Annotated in this window: 13 protein-coding genes; 9 read left to right on the top strand and 4 right to left on the bottom strand. The window is 62.8% G+C overall.

Annotated features, from left to right (window positions below; all coding sequences use genetic code 11):
* Positions 1–174 precede the first annotated feature (174 nt).
* Positions 175–2,505, top strand: coding sequence for an FdhF/YdeP family oxidoreductase (locus tag ACIQUI_RS13775; RefSeq protein ID WP_403199336.1), 2,331 nt, complete (start codon positions 175–177; stop codon positions 2,503–2,505).
* Positions 2,506–2,630: 125 nt separating this feature from the next.
* On the opposite strand, the gene ACIQUI_RS13770 is transcribed toward ACIQUI_RS13775, so the two are convergent.
* The gene (locus ACIQUI_RS13770; RefSeq protein WP_403199333.1) at positions 2,631–3,092 is read right to left on the bottom strand and encodes an Lrp/AsnC family transcriptional regulator; all 462 of its coding nucleotides are present in this window, start codon (positions 3,090–3,092) and stop codon (positions 2,631–2,633) included.
* A 92-nt stretch (positions 3,093–3,184) separates the two neighbouring features.
* Between ACIQUI_RS13770 and ACIQUI_RS13765 the strand changes: the two genes are divergently transcribed.
* Complete coding sequence (locus ACIQUI_RS13765) at positions 3,185–4,366, top strand: aminotransferase class I/II-fold pyridoxal phosphate-dependent enzyme (RefSeq protein WP_391127212.1); 1,182 nt, start codon at positions 3,185–3,187, stop codon at positions 4,364–4,366.
* 122 nt (positions 4,367–4,488) lie between these two features.
* Here ACIQUI_RS13765 and ACIQUI_RS13760 read toward each other — a convergent pair whose 3' ends face one another.
* Positions 4,489–4,725 (bottom strand): YdcH family protein, encoded by a 237-nt coding sequence (locus tag ACIQUI_RS13760; RefSeq protein ID WP_403199330.1) that lies wholly within the window; start codon positions 4,723–4,725, stop codon positions 4,489–4,491.
* 253 nt (positions 4,726–4,978) lie between these two features.
* Between ACIQUI_RS13760 and ACIQUI_RS13755 the strand changes: the two genes are divergently transcribed.
* The 4 genes from ACIQUI_RS13755 (at position 4,979) to ACIQUI_RS13740 (ending at position 9,232) form a co-directional block, all read left to right on the top strand.
* Positions 4,979–6,616 carry a phosphoethanolamine transferase gene (locus ACIQUI_RS13755; protein ID WP_403199328.1) on the top strand — a complete coding sequence of 546 codons (1,638 nt, stop codon included), beginning with the start codon at positions 4,979–4,981 and terminating at the stop codon, positions 6,614–6,616.
* Between the two features lie 257 nt (positions 6,617–6,873).
* Positions 6,874–8,007, top strand: coding sequence for a ribonuclease D (gene rnd, locus ACIQUI_RS13750; RefSeq protein ID WP_403199325.1), 1,134 nt, complete (start codon positions 6,874–6,876; stop codon positions 8,005–8,007).
* Entirely contained in the window at positions 8,004–8,297 is a 294-nt protein-coding gene (locus ACIQUI_RS13745; RefSeq protein WP_403199322.1) for a YcgL domain-containing protein, read from the top strand. Before rnd ends, ACIQUI_RS13745 begins: the two co-directional genes overlap by 4 nt.
* A gap of 2 nt (positions 8,298–8,299) precedes the next feature.
* Positions 8,300–9,232 (top strand): D-2-hydroxyacid dehydrogenase, encoded by a 933-nt coding sequence (locus ACIQUI_RS13740; protein ID WP_403199319.1) that lies wholly within the window; start codon positions 8,300–8,302, stop codon positions 9,230–9,232.
* 130 nt (positions 9,233–9,362) lie between these two features.
* Here the strand turns inward: ACIQUI_RS13740 and ACIQUI_RS13735 are convergent, their stop codons facing one another.
* Positions 9,363–9,956 carry a nitroreductase family protein gene (locus tag ACIQUI_RS13735; RefSeq protein WP_403199316.1) on the bottom strand — a complete coding sequence of 198 codons (594 nt, stop codon included), beginning with the start codon at positions 9,954–9,956 and terminating at the stop codon, positions 9,363–9,365.
* Between the two features lie 222 nt (positions 9,957–10,178).
* Here ACIQUI_RS13735 and ACIQUI_RS13730 point away from each other — a divergent pair, with 222 nt between their 5' ends.
* Both ACIQUI_RS13730 and ACIQUI_RS13725 read left to right on the top strand, forming a co-directional pair.
* Complete coding sequence (locus ACIQUI_RS13730; RefSeq protein ID WP_403199313.1) at positions 10,179–10,628, top strand: YcgN family cysteine cluster protein; 450 nt, start codon at positions 10,179–10,181, stop codon at positions 10,626–10,628.
* Positions 10,629–10,669: 41 nt separating this feature from the next.
* On the top strand, positions 10,670–11,878 hold the full coding sequence (locus tag ACIQUI_RS13725) for a hypothetical protein (RefSeq protein ID WP_403199311.1): 1,209 nt from the start codon (positions 10,670–10,672) through the stop codon (positions 11,876–11,878).
* A 133-nt stretch (positions 11,879–12,011) separates the two neighbouring features.
* Here the strand turns inward: ACIQUI_RS13725 and ACIQUI_RS13720 are convergent, their stop codons facing one another.
* Positions 12,012–12,350, bottom strand: a complete 339-nt coding sequence (locus ACIQUI_RS13720) for a DUF2892 domain-containing protein (RefSeq protein WP_403199308.1) — start codon at positions 12,348–12,350, stop codon at positions 12,012–12,014.
* Positions 12,351–12,623: 273 nt separating this feature from the next.
* Between ACIQUI_RS13720 and gabP the strand changes: the two genes are divergently transcribed.
* A complete protein-coding gene (gene gabP, locus ACIQUI_RS13715; RefSeq protein ID WP_403199305.1) occupies positions 12,624–14,021 on the top strand; it encodes a GABA permease in 1,398 nt (465 codons plus the stop codon).
* Positions 14,022–14,128: the final 107 nt, after the last annotated feature.

Genomic DNA, 14,128 nt, shown 5'->3' with positions numbered 1-14,128 from the left:
ACAAGGCTGAGGTTCAAGGTGATCCTGTGGGAGCGGGCGTGCCCGCGAAGGCTGCAACCCCAATTCCGGCCCATGATCGAAACCGCCTATCACGCCGTAAGATCTTTCGATTGGACGCCCCCACCCCACGCTCCATACGCTGGATAAAAGCACCGCAGCGTGAGGATTCATCGCATGAGCCAGGACGAACACATCAGGGACTACAAAGGCGCCGCCGCCGGCTGGGGGGCGCTCAAGAGCGTCACCAAGAGCTGGCTTGGCAGCGAAAATGCCTTCAAGAACCTGCGGGCCATGCTCAAGACCAACCAGAACGGCGGCTTCGACTGCCCCGGCTGCGCCTGGGGCGAGTCGCCGGAAAGCGACATGGTCAAGTTCTGCGAAAACGGCGCCAAGGCAGTCAACTGGGAAGCCACCGGCCGCTCGGTTGACCCGGCGTTCTTCGCTAAATACAGCGTCAGCGCGCTGAAGGACCAGACTGACTACTGGCTCGAATACCAGGGCCGCCTCACGCACCCGATGCGCTACGACGCTGCCACCGACCACTATGTCGAAACCACCTGGCAGGAGGCCTTCGAGCTGGTCGCCAGGCACCTGCGTGCGCTGCAGTCGCCAGACGAGGCCGAGTTCTACACGTCGGGCCGGGCCAGCAACGAGGCGGCGTTCCTCTATCAGCTGTTCGTGCGCGCCTACGGCACCAACAACTTCCCCGACTGCTCGAACATGTGCCACGAAGCCAGTGGCGCAGGCATGTCGGAAACCCTCGGGGTGGGTAAGGGCACGGTGGTGTTCCACGACCTGGAACTGGCCGACGCGATCTTTGTCATCGGCCAGAACCCAGGCACCAACCACCCGCGCATGCTCGAGCCGCTGCGTGAGGCGGTCAAGCGCGGGGCTCAGGTGGTGTGCTTCAACCCGCTGAAAGAGCGGGGCCTGGAGCGCTTCCAGCACCCGCAACACCCGTTCGAAATGCTCAGCAACGGCTCCGAACCGACCTCCAGCGCCTACTTCCGCCCGGCCCTGGGCGGTGACATGGCGGCCATGCGCGGCATTGCCAAATACCTGTTGCAGTGGGAGCGCGAAGCCCAGGCCAACGGTGAGCCTGCGGTGTTCGACCATGCCTTTATCGCCGAGCATACCAGCGGCGTCGATGACTACCTGGCGGCAGTGGACGCCACCTCCTGGGAGCATATCGTCAAGCAGTCGGGCCTGACCCTGGCCGAGATCGAGCTGGCGGCACGCATGTACCGCAAGGCTGAGCGGGTGATCATGTGCTGGGCCATGGGCGTTACCCAGCACCGCCATTCGGTGCCTACCGTGCAGGAAATCGTCAACCTGCAGTTGCTGCGCGGCAACGTCGGCAAACCAGGCGCTGGCTTGTCGCCGGTACGCGGCCACAGCAACGTGCAGGGCGACCGCACCATGGGCATCGACGAAAAGCCCAAGCCGGCGCTGCTCGATGCCATCGAAAAACGCTTCCAGTTCCGTGTGCCGCGTGCCCATGGGCACAACGCGGTGCTGGCGATCAAGGCCATGGAAGAGGGGCGGGCCAAGGTGTTCGTCGCCCTGGGCGGCAACTTTGCCCAAGCTACCCCGGACACGCCGCGCACCCACGCGGCGCTGCAGAATTGCGCGTTGACCGTGCAGATATCCACCAAACTCAACCGCTCGCACCTGGTCACTGGCCGCGATGCGCTGATCCTGCCCTGCCTGGGCCGGACCGAAATCGACCTGCAGGCCGAAGGGCCGCAAGGCGTGACCGTGGAAGACACCTTCAGCATGGTGCACATTTCCAACGGCCAGTTGCGCCCGCGTTCGCCGCACATGCGCTCGGAGCCGTGGATCATCGCCGGCATGGCCAAGGCCACGCTGGGCAACCAGCCGATCGACTGGGAATATGCGGTGGCCGACTACAACCGTATTCGTGACATGATTGCCGACGTGATCCCGGGCTTTACCGGTTTCAACGAACGCCTGCATAGCCCGGGCGGTTTCCATCTGGGCAACAATGCTGCCGATCGCAACTTCCGCACCGCCACGGGCAAGGCCCGGTTCATGCCCCACGCACTGCCGGAAGAGTTGATCAACGCCAAGGTGCTGGCGCGGGGCGACAAGCCCGACCTGATCCTGCAGACCCTGCGTTCGCACGACCAGTACAACACCACCCTGTATGGCCTGGACGACCGCTACCGCGGTGTGTTCGGCCTGCGTGAGGTGGTGTTCGTCAACGAGGCCGACATCCGCCGCCTGGGCTTTGAACCGGGTGAGCAGGTGGACCTGGTGTCGCTGTGGGAGGATGGCGTGGAGCGGCGGGTGTCGGGCTTCCGCCTGGTGGCGTATGACGTGCCTGAAGGGCAGGCAGCGGCGTATTACCCGGAGACCAACCCGCTGGTGCCGCTGGAGAGTTATGGTGTGGGAACGTATACGCCGACGTCGAAGTTTGTGGCGATCAAGGTGGAGAAGGCCAAGGCGGGGAACCGGATTGCGGCGGTGTTGGCCTCGGATTGATTGTTGCCTGTAAGGGCCCTATCGCTGGCAAGCCAGCTCCCACAGGGATCGCACAGATGTCAGAACCTGTGCTGTACCTGTGGGAGCTGGCTTGCCGGCGATAGGGCCGGTACTGCCTACCAGAATCAGGAACGGTTCACCGGATAAGCGGTGGTGTACTTCATCTGCTCCATGGCAAAACTGGAAGTGATGTTGGACAGCCCATCGGTGCTGGTAATCAGCTTTTTGTAGAACCGGTCATACGCCGCAATATCCCCCACCACCACTCGCAACATGTAGTCCCAGTCCCCCGACATGCGGTAGAACTCCATCACTTCCTCGAACCCGGTCACGGTCGCGGCAAACTGCTCCAGCCAGGCGCTGTCGTGGCGCTGGGTCTTGAGCTGGACGAACACGGTAAGCCCCAATCCCAGCCGTTCCGGGTCCAGCAGGGCAACACGGCCGAGTATGTAGCCTTCTTCTTCCAGGCGCTTGACCCGCTTCCAGCAGGGAGTGGTGGACAGGTTGACGGCCTCGGCCAGGTCTTTGAGCGAGATCGAGGCATCGCGCTGAAGCAGGGTAAGAATGTGCTGGTCGAAACTGTCCATATCGCGCGCGGGCCGTGTAGAAAAATTTTTCACAGATTACCCCAAGGCCAGAACATTTGGGTTGTGCGATAGTTGCAGCTTTCACTCTGCCAATGGGCCTGACCATGTCCGACAAGCCACGCAATTTCGCCACCCGCACCATTCACGCCGGCGAGCAGTTCAGCGTCGCCGAAAACGCCATTTTCCCGGCCATCGTCACCGCCAGTTCGTTCACCAAGCGCAGCCTGGACGACAAGCCGGAGTACTCCTACAGCCGTGTCGGCAACCCCACCCGGCATGCCTACGAAACCTGTGTCGCGGCCCTGGAAGAAGGCGTGGGCGCGGTGGCCTGTGCGTCGGGCGTAAACGCCACGGCAACCGTGCTCGAGCTGCTGCCCAAGGATGCCCATGTGGTGGTGATGAACGGTGTGTACGGTGGCACCTTCCGCATCCTGGAGGACTACCGCAGCCGCACCTCGGGCCTGACCACCACCTACGTCGACCTCAACGACCTTGAGGCGGTGGCCGCAGCCATCAAACCGGAAACCCAGCTGATCTGGATCGAGTCGCCCACCAACCCGTTGTTGCACCTGGTCGACATCAAGGCGGTGTGCGACCTGGCCAAGGCCCGGGGCATCCTCACCTGTATCGACAACACCTTCTGCTCGCCGTGGAACCAGCGCCCGATCACCCTGGGTGTGGACCTGGTGATGCATTCGGCCAGCAAGTACATCGGCGGCCATTCCGACCTGACCGGCGGCGTGGTGGTGGCGGCCAACGATGCACTGTTGGCACGCCTGCGCCGCATCAGCATGGCGATTGGCGCGGTGCAGGGGCCGTTCGACTGCTACCTGGCCCTGCGCGGCCTGAAGACCCTGGATGTGCGCATGGAGCGCCAGTGTGCCAATGCCTTGCAGGTAGCGCGCTTCCTTGAAAGCCACCCGCAGATCGAACAGGTGTATTACCCAGGGCTGGAAAGCCACCCGCAGCACGAACTGTGCAAACGGCAGATGCGAAGCGGCGGGGCGGTGGTGGCGATGAAGGTCAAGGGCGACCGCGCCGCGCTCAACCGCCTGGTGGAGGCGCTGCAGATTTTTGTGCTGGCCGACTCGCTGGGCGGGGTGGAGAGCATGATCAACCACTCGTGGACCATGTCGCACTGCTCGCTGAGCCCGGAGCAGAAAGGGGTGATGGGGATCAGCGAAAACCTGCTGCGGCTTTCGATGGGGATCGAGGACTATCGTGACCTGATCGAGGATCTGGATGGGGCGTTGAACGCTTTGGTTGCTGTGTAAGGGCTGCTGGCCTCTTCGCGGGCTTGCCCGCTCCCACAGGTATTGCACAGGTCTTCAGGGCAGTGGGGACCTGTGGGAGCGGGCAAGCCCGCGAAGAGGCCAGTAAATTCAATACATTTACATCAGGATTTGGGCGGATGGATGATCCGTTCGATCTTGTCCTTGATCAGCAACCTTTCCTTGCGCAAGCGGTTGACGGTCTCGTCGTTGGTGCCGTTGTTTTCGGCGGCAACCACCTCCTTGTCCTTGGCGTTGTATTCCTTGTGCAGCGAGTGCAGCGTCTGGTCCTTGTCAATGAGCGCCTGGAATGCATCAGCGGTAACGTGCAGGTCAGCGAGCAGATCATGCGGAACTGGCATTTCTTCACCTCTGTCAGGGGTTGTCGGTAAGGTCCTGACCTCTGAGGATAGCCGTCTTTGCGCAGCCTGGTGACGGCTGCCAGGCTGAATGGCAGCTGAACGGTTTTCACGTATTTGATAAAAGACGCCTGCTCACGAAATTGTTACCGTCTTTTTCACAAAAAATTGATGACGCGCTTTCTAGAGTTCGCCCAACTTTCCCACGGTGCCATCTGGCCTGGGGGTTGATAATCACTCTTGATTGCGAACGCTGATGCTCAACTTCAAATCCCTGCGGACTGAATGGGTCACGCTGCTGGCCAGCCTTTACCTGCTGATTGGCTTCAACATGTTCCTTTGGGAGCATCTGCAAGAGGTTGTGCCGCCCGGCCTGTCGGGGTTGTGGCTGAGCCTGGCGTTTGCCGTGCTGATGCTGTTTGCCTTCAACCTGATCCTCACGTTGTTTGCCTTCCGCTATGTATTGAAACCGTTGCTCATTGTGTTGTTCATGAGTGGCGCGGGCGTGGCTTACTTCATGAACCAGTACGGCGTACTTATTGATGCCGGCATGTTCCGTAATATGGCCGAGACCAACGTTGCGGAAGTACGCGACCTGATGTCGTTCAAGTTTGCCGCCTATATCCTGCTGCTTGGTGTACTGCCTTCGGTGCTGTTATGGAAGGCGCCCATCGCCTATCGCCGCTGGCACCGCGAGTTGCTCGGCAAGCTGGTGGTCAGTGGCGCCTGCGTGGTGGCCCTGGGCTCGGTGGCGCTGGTCAACTACCAGGGTTTGTCGTCGTTGCTGCGCAACCACCACGAATTGCGCCTGATGCTCACCCCCAGCAATATCGTCGGCGCTTCCATTGGTTATGTGAGCGAGCGTGTCGGTACGGCATCGCGGCCGTTCCAGAACTACGGCGAAGATGCCAAACGCGATGTGGCCTGGCAGAAGCACGAGCGCAAGTCGCTGACAGTGCTGGTGGTGGGTGAAAGTGCGCGGGCAGACCACTTCGGTGTGCTGGGCTATGAGCGCGATACCACGCCGAACCTGGCCAAGGAGCAGGGCCTGCTGGCGTTTTCCGATGTGCATTCGTGCGGTACCGAAACGGCCGTCTCGGTGCCGTGCATGTTCTCTGGCATGACGCGCAAGGAATACGATGCCCGTGTAGCGAAGAACCGCGAAGGGCTGCTGGATATCCTTCAGCGTGCCGGCCTGGCCGTGCAGTGGCGTGACAACCAGTCGGGCTGCAAAGGTACCTGCGACCGCGTGCAGTTCATCGATGTCAGCAACCTGAAGGACCCTCAGCTGTGCGCCAATGGCGAATGCCATGACCAGATCCTGTTGCAAGGCCTGGACGAGCTGATCGACAACCTCGACAAGGATACCGTGCTGGTGCTGCATCAGATGGGCAGCCATGGCCCGGAATACTTCAAGCGTTACCCAGGTGGCAGCGAGCGCTTCACCCCTGTGTGCCAGAGCAACGCGCTCAACCAATGCAGCGAGCAGGAAATCATCAACGGCTACGACAACACCCTGGCCTACACCGACAAGGTGCTGGCTTCGCTGATCGACACCCTGCGCAGCAAGCAGGACAAGGTCGACACCGCGATGATCTACCTCTCCGATCATGGCGAGTCGCTGGGTGAGTACAACCTGTTCCTGCACGGCACGCCTTACGCCATCGCCCCGGAGCAGCAGAAACACGTGCCACTGCTGACCTGGTTCTCTGACAGCTACAAAGAGGACTTTGGCGTCGATACCGACTGCCTGGCCAAGCTCAGCGATGCCCCGCTGTCGCAGGACAACCTGTTCCACTCCATGCTCGGCCTGTTGCAGGTGCGTACCGAGGTCTACCAGCAGTCGCTGGACATGTTCGCCAGTTGCCGGCCTTGGCTGGCGGCCAAGCGCTGAAGCGACGAGCGTTCCATGTCGGAGCGGCCGTCTTGTTCAAAACCTGCAAGCTTGCGCGGTCTCTGTGGGAGCGGGCGTGCCCGCGAACACGGGCGAAGCCCGTGCCATCCACCGCGTCGCCTGCTTCGCGGGCATGCCCGCTCCCACAGGGCCAGGCATGCACAACAGCACCACTGATCGATATCAAGGATGGCGCAGGTTTCACCAGCAGTGCCCGCGCCGTATATACTGCGCGCCAATGTTAGTGGGAGAGCCTTGTGGCCATCGAAATTCACTGGATCCGTGACGACCAGAGCCTGGCCGAACACTGCCGCGACTGGCACCAACTGCCCTTTGTCGCCGTCGACACCGAATTCATGCGGGTCGACACCTTCTACCCGAAAGCCGGGCTGATCCAGATCGGCGACGGCCAGCGGGCCTTCCTGATCGATCCGCTGCTGATCGGCAACTGGCAACCCTTGGCCGACCTGCTGGATGACAGCGCAGTGGTCAAGGTGCTGCACGCCTGCAGCGAAGACCTCGAAGTGCTGTTGCGCCTGACCGGCAAGCTGCCCCAGCCGTTGTTCGACACGCAGTTGGCCGCCGGTTACCTGAACCTGGGTTTCTCCATGGGCTATTCGCGGTTGGTGCAGGAGGTGCTGGGCATCGAACTGCCCAAGGGTGAAACCCGCTCCGACTGGCTGCAGCGCCCGCTGTCGGAAACCCAGGTCAGCTACGCCGCCGAGGATGCCGTGCACCTGGCCGAGCTGTTTACCGCCCTGCGCCCGCGCCTGAGCGACGACAAGTACGCCTGGGTGCTCGAAGACGGCGCCGAGCTGGTGGCTGCGTTGCGCCGTGAGGTCGAGCCCGAAACCCTCTACCGCGACGTCAAGCTCGCCTGGAAGCTGGCCCCCCAGCAACTGGCGGTGCTGCGAGCGCTGTGTGCCTGGCGCGAGCGCGAAGCGCGCAACCGCGATGTGCCGCGCAACCGTATCCTCAAGGAGCACTCGCTGTGGCCCATGGCCAAGAGCCAGCCGAACAACCTGTCGGCGCTGGCCAGGATCGACGAGATGCACCCGCGCACCATTCGTCAGGACGGTGAATTCCTCATCCAGCTGATCCAGCGCGCTGCCAGCCAGCCTGCCGAGCAATGGCCTCAGGCGTTGCCCGAGCCGCTGCCGATCGAGGCGGCTGGCATCCTCAAGCAGCTGCGTGCCATCGGCCAGGCCGAAGGCGAGCGCCTGGGGATTGCCCCCGAGCTGATGCTGCGCAAGAAAGCCCTGGAAGCGCTGCTCAAGAGCGGCTACCCCAATGGCCCTTATCAACTGCCCGATTCGCTGCGCGGCTGGCGCCGTGAGCGTATGGGCCAGGCCCTGCTGGACAGCCTTGCAGGTGCCGGAGAGACCCGATGAAACGCATTTGCTCGATCTACAAGAGCCCCCGCAAGAACGAAATGTACCTGTACGTGCTCAAGGCTGACGGCCTGGAGCGCGTACCCGAAGGCCTGTTGCCGTTCTTCGGTACCCCGCTGCATGCCTTCGACCTGGTGCTCACCCCTGAGCGCAAGCTGGCCCGCGAGGACATCACCAAGGTGCTGGAGAACCTCGACAGCCAGGGCTACCACCTGCAGATGCCGCCGGTGGAAGACGAGTACATCGAGCACCTGCCCGAAGAGCTGCTGCGCCGAAACGACCCGGTCTGATCATGCGAGTACTGATCGCAGAGCATGACCATGCCCGATACGCCGGGCTTTTGCGCGAAGCGGCGCCAGAGCTGCAAATCCTCACCAGCGGTGACTCTGCCGAACTGGCCCGTCAGGCAGCGCAGTGCCCGGTGTGGCTAGGCCAGCCGGACTTGCTGGCGAGCTTGTTGCGCCAGGGCCACAAGCCGGGCTGGATGCAGTCGACCTGGGCCGGTATCACGCCGTTGCTGGCCGATGGCCTGCCGCGGGACTATCGCCTGACCCGGGCGGTGGGCATCTTCGGTCAGGTGATGGCCGAGTACATGCTCACCTACATGCTCGGCCATGAGCGCGAGGTGCTGTCGCGCCTGGTCAGCCAGGTGGAGCGGCGCTGGGACGACCGCCCGGGGCGTACGCTGGAAGGGCGCAAGGTGCTGATTGTGGGCACCGGCGACATTGGCCAGCGGGTGGCCGAATTCCTGCAACCGTTTGGCGTGGTGCTGTACGGCGTGGCCAGTAGCGCCCGGGAGCAGGCGCCGTTCGTCGAAGTGGCGGCGCTGGCCGACCTGCCGCGCATGGTTGGCCAGGTCGACTACGTGCTCAACCTGTTGCCGGATACCCCGGCCACGCATGACTTGTATGACGCTGCGCTGTTCAAATGCTTCCAGCCGACCACGTTGTTCATCAATGCCGGGCGTGGCGCGGCGGTGGTCGATGCCGATCTGGTCGAGGCCCTGAAGGAAGGGCATCTGGCCGGTGCGGTGATCGATGTGTGCCGGCAGGAGCCATTGCCCCGCCAGCACCCGTTCTGGACCGCCTGGGGGCTGCTGCTCACCGGGCACAGCTCGGCACCCACCTCGCCGGCGGCGATGGTGCGGTTGTTTGTCGAGAATGTGCAGGCGTATGAAGCGGGGCAGGGGTTGCGGGGTGAAGTGGACTTTGCCCGGGGCTATTGATTTGTAGTGCCTGTACCGGCCTCTTCGCGGGCACGCCCGCTCCCACAGGTACCCCACATCCCTCAGGTACTGTGCAATCCCTGTGGGAGCGGGCGTGCCCGCGAAGAGGCCAGTACAGCCAACCAAAGGCTTACAGGCTGAAATCACCCTCAGCCGCCAGCTCGCTCAGCGGCTTGCGCGGGCTTGGTACTTCACGCGATTGCAGTGCTTCATCCAGGCTGGCCTTGTCACCCAGCTTGCCGATCGCCACCATGGCATGCAGTACATAGCCCTCGGGAATCTTCAGTTCCTGACGCGCCAGGTCCTGGTCGAAGCCGGCCATGCCATGGGTATGCCAGCCGCTGATGCTGGCCTGCAACGCCAGGTGCCCCCAGGCGGAGCCGGTGTCGAAGGTGTGCCACAGCGCGGGTTTTTCTTCCGTCGCGCCCGGGGCGGCAAACGTCGTCTTGGAAATGACCAGCACCAATGCCGACGCCTGCTGCGCCCAGCCGCGGTTGAACGGCACCAACAGGCTCAGGTAACGCTCCCAGCTCGGCGTGTCGCGGCGGGCATAGAGGAAGCGCCAAGGCTGCGAGTTGTACGCCGACGGTGCCCAGCGCGCGGCTTCCAGGAAGCTCAGCAGGGTTTCTTCGCTGATAGGCTCGGCGGTGAAAGCACGCGGGGACCAGCGGTTGATGAACTGCTCGTTGATGGCGTAATCGGCGATGCGGGGGTTGGCGCTCATGACTGCTCCTGCAAACGGACGGGAAACCCGCACGCTACTGCGTCCCGTCGCGACTGACAAGCGGTCTGGCTTTGCCGAAGGCCAGGCTCTAGACTGGCGCCGCCATGGCACCCAGCTTCAAGTGGCAAGCTGCAAGCCCCAAGAGAAAAGCCGTACGCGCAGTCTTAGCTTGAAGCTTACAGCTTGAAGCTAGTAGCTGACTCAATGCAGGAACCCCGTGTGATGATCGCTGAAAACGCGCTGTTCTGGCGGCGCAAGACCCTCGAACAACTCAGCCCGCAAGAGTGGGAGTCGCTGTGCGACGGTTGTGGCCTGTGCTGCCTGCAAAAGCTCGAGGACGAGGATGACAACAGCGTCTATTACACGCGCATCGCCTGCAAGCTGCTGGACATGCACACCTGTCAGTGCAGCGACTACCCCAATCGCTTCGCCCACGTGCCCGACTGCATTCAGCTTACCCCGGGCAAGGCCGACCAGTTCAAGTGGCTGCCAAGTACCTGCGGCTACCGCCTGGTCAGCGAAGGCAAGGACCTGCCCGCCTGGCACCACCTGGTCTGCGGCGATCGCCAGCAGGTCCATGAACAGCGCATTTCCCAGTCGGGGCGTATGCTCAGTGAAGACGATGTGCACGAAGACGACTGGGAAGACCACCTGATCTTCCGTGCCAGCTGACCGGCGCGGCCCGCTGCCACGGGGAAACAAGGAGTTTCTGTATGCGTTGCCAGCTGTTTCTGTTACTGACCCTGATGGCCAGTTCGCCGGCCTGGGCGAAAAAGGTCGACCTCGACTACCAGGTGCATCTGCTGCCAGCCAGTGGCCAGGCTGAAGTCCGCCTCACCTTGGCAGACGGCAGTGCCGTACGCCGCCTCGACTTCGACCTGGGCAAGGCCGGGGCCTATAGCGGCTTCCAGGCTGATGGCCAATGGCAAGTGCAGGGGCAGCGCGGCGTGTGGCAGCCGTCGGCCGGCAAGACCAGCCTCAGTTACCGCGTGCAGCTGGATCAGAAGCTCGCCAGCGGTGCCTATTCCTCGCGCATTACCCCGCACTGGGCGCTGTTCCTTGGCGACCAGCTGGTACCGCCTGCGCGCCTTGACCAGCAGGATGGCACCGAGTTGGTGGCGCGCCTGGCGTTTGACCTGCCTGAGGGCTGGAAGAGCATCGAAACCTCCTGGCCGCGCATTGGCAAGGACAAGTTCCGCATCGACAACGTTTCGCGCCTGTTCGACCGCCCGACCGGCTGGATGCTGGCTGGCGACCTGGGCAGCCGCCGTGCCCGCCTGGGCGATACCGAGGTCACCATAGCCGCACCGGTGGGGCAGGGCATGCGGCGCATGGACAGCCTGACCCTGCTGACGTTCGTGTGGCCGCAGTTGCAGGCCGTGTTCCCACGTAACCCGCCAAAACTGTTGCTGGTGGGTGCCCGTGATGGCATGTGGCGCGGGGCAATGGCTGCGCAGGGTTCGCTGTACCTGCACAGCGCCCGGCCGATGGTGAGCGAGAACGGCAGCAGCCCGTTGCTGCGCGAAGTGGTGCAGTTGTTTGCGCAAATTCGTGGGCGTGATGGCAGTGACTGGCTGGTGGAAAGCCTGACCGACTACTACGCCAGCGAACTGCTGCGCCGCTCCGGCGGCGTGAGTGACGACCGTTACCAGGCCTGGCAGGCACGTCTGAGCAAGCAGGGCGCCAAGGTCACCCGGCTCAAGGGCGACCGCGCAAGCCCCGCCCAGGTGGCCCGTGGGGTGATGCTGCTCCAGGCACTGGACAAGGAAATCCGTATCCATACCCAGGCCAAGCGTTCGCTGGACGATGTGGTACGCGGGTTGATGCGCCTGCCCAGCGTGAGTACCGAAGACTTCGTGCAGATCAGCGAGAATGTGCTGGGGCGGCGCTCCGAGGTGTTGCAGAGCAAGGCGTTGCGTTAGGCATCTCAATTGCCTGCACCGGCCTCTTCGCGGGCTTGCCCGCTCCCACAGGTACTGCACGGCCTTACAGGGTTGCGCAATACCTGTGGGAGCGGGCAAGCCCGCGAAGAGGCCAGTACAGGCAATGCATCAGTCAAGCGCCAGCCAGCGGATCCTTGCCAGTCACCGTAACCCCTCTGGTCGCCGCCTTGGCACTGGCCTTCAACGCCTCCAGCTCCGCCGCACTGCGTTCTATATCCAGGCGCAACCGGTGATATTCCTGCCGGTGCCGCTGCCACCACGCCTTGGTCGAGCAATGCCCGCTGACCCCGCGTGCCACCGCAATCCCCCCCACCACCATCTGCAGCAAGCCGACTAGGCCACCATGGCGCAGCCCCTTGCTGAACATCAATGCGCCACCGGCCAGCGAGCCGACCCGTTCCAGGCCATGGACATTATGCTGCGACGACGTCGCGTTATGGATATCGAGCATGGCAAGGCCTCCTTGTGAAGTGTAAGCAGCTGACCTGCCAACCCTCGCCAGGGTTCAGTCGGTGCGCCGGGCGACATCCCGTGTCGCGCAGAAGGCTCTGCCGCGCAGGTTTCAAAGCTGCCAATGTCATTTATGGTCAAGTCCGTGGCGGATCCAGGCAACTTGACCAGCCCCTCGCTGGCGTACCGTGACCGGGCGCGAAGCTCATCCACGCTGGGTTTCGATCCAGGAGCTTCACGTCCCCCCACAAAGAAAACAAAAGCAGGGATCAGGATGACAATGACAAGCGCGAGTGGCGCCGGCAATCAGCTGGCGCAAGGCTTCAAGCAACGCCATGTGACCATGCTCTCCATCGCCGGGGTCATCGGTGCCGGGTTGTTCATCGGCTCCGGGCACGCCATTGCCGCAGCCGGCCCCTCGGCCATCGTCGCCTATGCACTGGCCGGCGCGCTGGTGGTGCTGGTGATGCGCATGCTTGGGGAAATGGCCGTCGCCAGCCCCGATACCGGTTCGTTCTCCACGTATGCCGACCGCGCCATCGGCCGTTGGGCCGGCTTTACCATCGGCTGGCTGTACTGGTGGTTCTGGGTGCTGGTAATACCGATCGAAGCCATTGCCGCTGGCGTGGTACTCAATAACTGGTTCCCGCACATCGATGCCTGGTTCTTCGCCCTGAGCATGACCGTGCTGCTGACCGCTACCAACCTCTTCAGCGTGGCCAAGTACGGCGAGTTCGAGTTCTGGTTCGCCATGCTCAAGGTAATCGCCATCGTCGCTTTCATCACCTTGGGCGCAGCGGCCCTGGCCGGTGTGTTGCCGGGGCGTGAAGTGAGCGGTTTGCCGCTGTTGCTGGAGCAGCAGGGCGGTTTCATGCCCAATGGCTGGACGGCGATCATCGGCGCCTTGCTGACCACCATGTTCAGCTACCTGGGTACCGAAGCGGTCACCATTGCCGCCTCCGAATCCAAAGACCCGGCGCGCAACATCGCCAAGGCTACCCGCTCGGTGATCTGGCGCATCAGCGTGTTCTACCTGCTGTCGATCTTCGTGATCATCTCGGTGGTGCCGTGGAACGACCCGTTGCTGCCGGTACAGGGCTCGTATCAGCGGGCACTGGAAATCATGAACATCCCGTATGCCAAGCAACTGGTGGACATCGTGGTGCTGGTGGCGGTGGCCAGCTGCCTGAACTCGTCGATCTACATTTCTTCACGGATGCTCTACTCGTTGAGCAGGCGCGGCGATGCGCCGGGCTTCATCCAGCGCACCTCGAAGGTGGGCGTGCCGCGTGCGGCGGTGATCGGCAGCACGCTGATCGGCATGCTGGCGACCATCGTCAACTATTTCGCCCCGGCCGAGGTGTTTGCCTTCCTGCTGGCCAGCTCCGGGTCGATCGCCTTGCTGGTGTACCTGGCGATTGCCTTCTCGCAACTGCGCATGCGCGCCATCCTGCAACGGCAGAACGTGGAGATTGCCTTCAAGATGTGGCTGTACCCGTGGCTGACCTATGCGGTGATCGGCTTCATCATCTTTGCCCTGGGTACCATGTTCGTCATGCCCAAGCACCGCATGGAGGTGTCGCTGACCTTTGCACTGGCGTTGGTGATTTTGGTGTTGGGGGTGATTACCAGCAAGCGGCATGCACGGCGCGAGGCCTTGGCGACCGCGTAACAGGATTTGTGTGAATGAAACAGAGCCACCTGCCTGCAGGTGGCTTTTTTGCTTGTGCCGGCCCCTTCGCGGGCTTGCCCGCTCCCACAGGTACAGCACAGCTTTCA

Origin of the sequence: Pseudomonas sp. NPDC090592 (assembly GCF_044769185.1) — a bacterium.
GTDB lineage: Bacteria > Pseudomonadota > Gammaproteobacteria > Pseudomonadales > Pseudomonadaceae > Aquipseudomonas.
This window is presented reverse-complemented; position numbering and strand designations above follow the sequence as displayed.

Bases quoted from the DNA above. Each gene is read 5' to 3' on its own strand.
- ACIQUI_RS13745 (WP_403199322.1), top strand. From the start codon at position 8,004: ATGAAACGCATTTGCTCGATCTACAAGAGCCCCCGCAAGAACGAAATG.
- ACIQUI_RS13730 (WP_403199313.1), top strand. From the start codon at position 10,179: ATGATCGCTGAAAACGCGCTGTTCTGGCGGCGCAAGACCCTCGAACAA.
- ACIQUI_RS13770 (WP_403199333.1), bottom strand. From the start codon at position 3,092: ATGGACAGTTTCGACCAGCACATTCTTACCCTGCTTCAGCGCGATGCC.
- ACIQUI_RS13740 (WP_403199319.1), top strand. From the start codon at position 8,300: ATGCGAGTACTGATCGCAGAGCATGACCATGCCCGATACGCCGGGCTT.
- ACIQUI_RS13755 (WP_403199328.1), top strand. From the start codon at position 4,979: ATGCTCAACTTCAAATCCCTGCGGACTGAATGGGTCACGCTGCTGGCC.
- ACIQUI_RS13775 (WP_403199336.1), top strand. From the start codon at position 175: ATGAGCCAGGACGAACACATCAGGGACTACAAAGGCGCCGCCGCCGGC.
- ACIQUI_RS13735 (WP_403199316.1), bottom strand. From the start codon at position 9,956: ATGAGCGCCAACCCCCGCATCGCCGATTACGCCATCAACGAGCAGTTC.
- gabP (WP_403199305.1), top strand. From the start codon at position 12,624: ATGACAATGACAAGCGCGAGTGGCGCCGGCAATCAGCTGGCGCAAGGC.
- ACIQUI_RS13720 (WP_403199308.1), bottom strand. From the start codon at position 12,350: ATGCTCGATATCCATAACGCGACGTCGTCGCAGCATAATGTCCATGGC.
- ACIQUI_RS13760 (WP_403199330.1), bottom strand. From the start codon at position 4,725: ATGCCAGTTCCGCATGATCTGCTCGCTGACCTGCACGTTACCGCTGAT.
- ACIQUI_RS13765 (WP_391127212.1), top strand. From the start codon at position 3,185: ATGGGCCTGACCATGTCCGACAAGCCACGCAATTTCGCCACCCGCACC.
- ACIQUI_RS13725 (WP_403199311.1), top strand. From the start codon at position 10,670: ATGCGTTGCCAGCTGTTTCTGTTACTGACCCTGATGGCCAGTTCGCCG.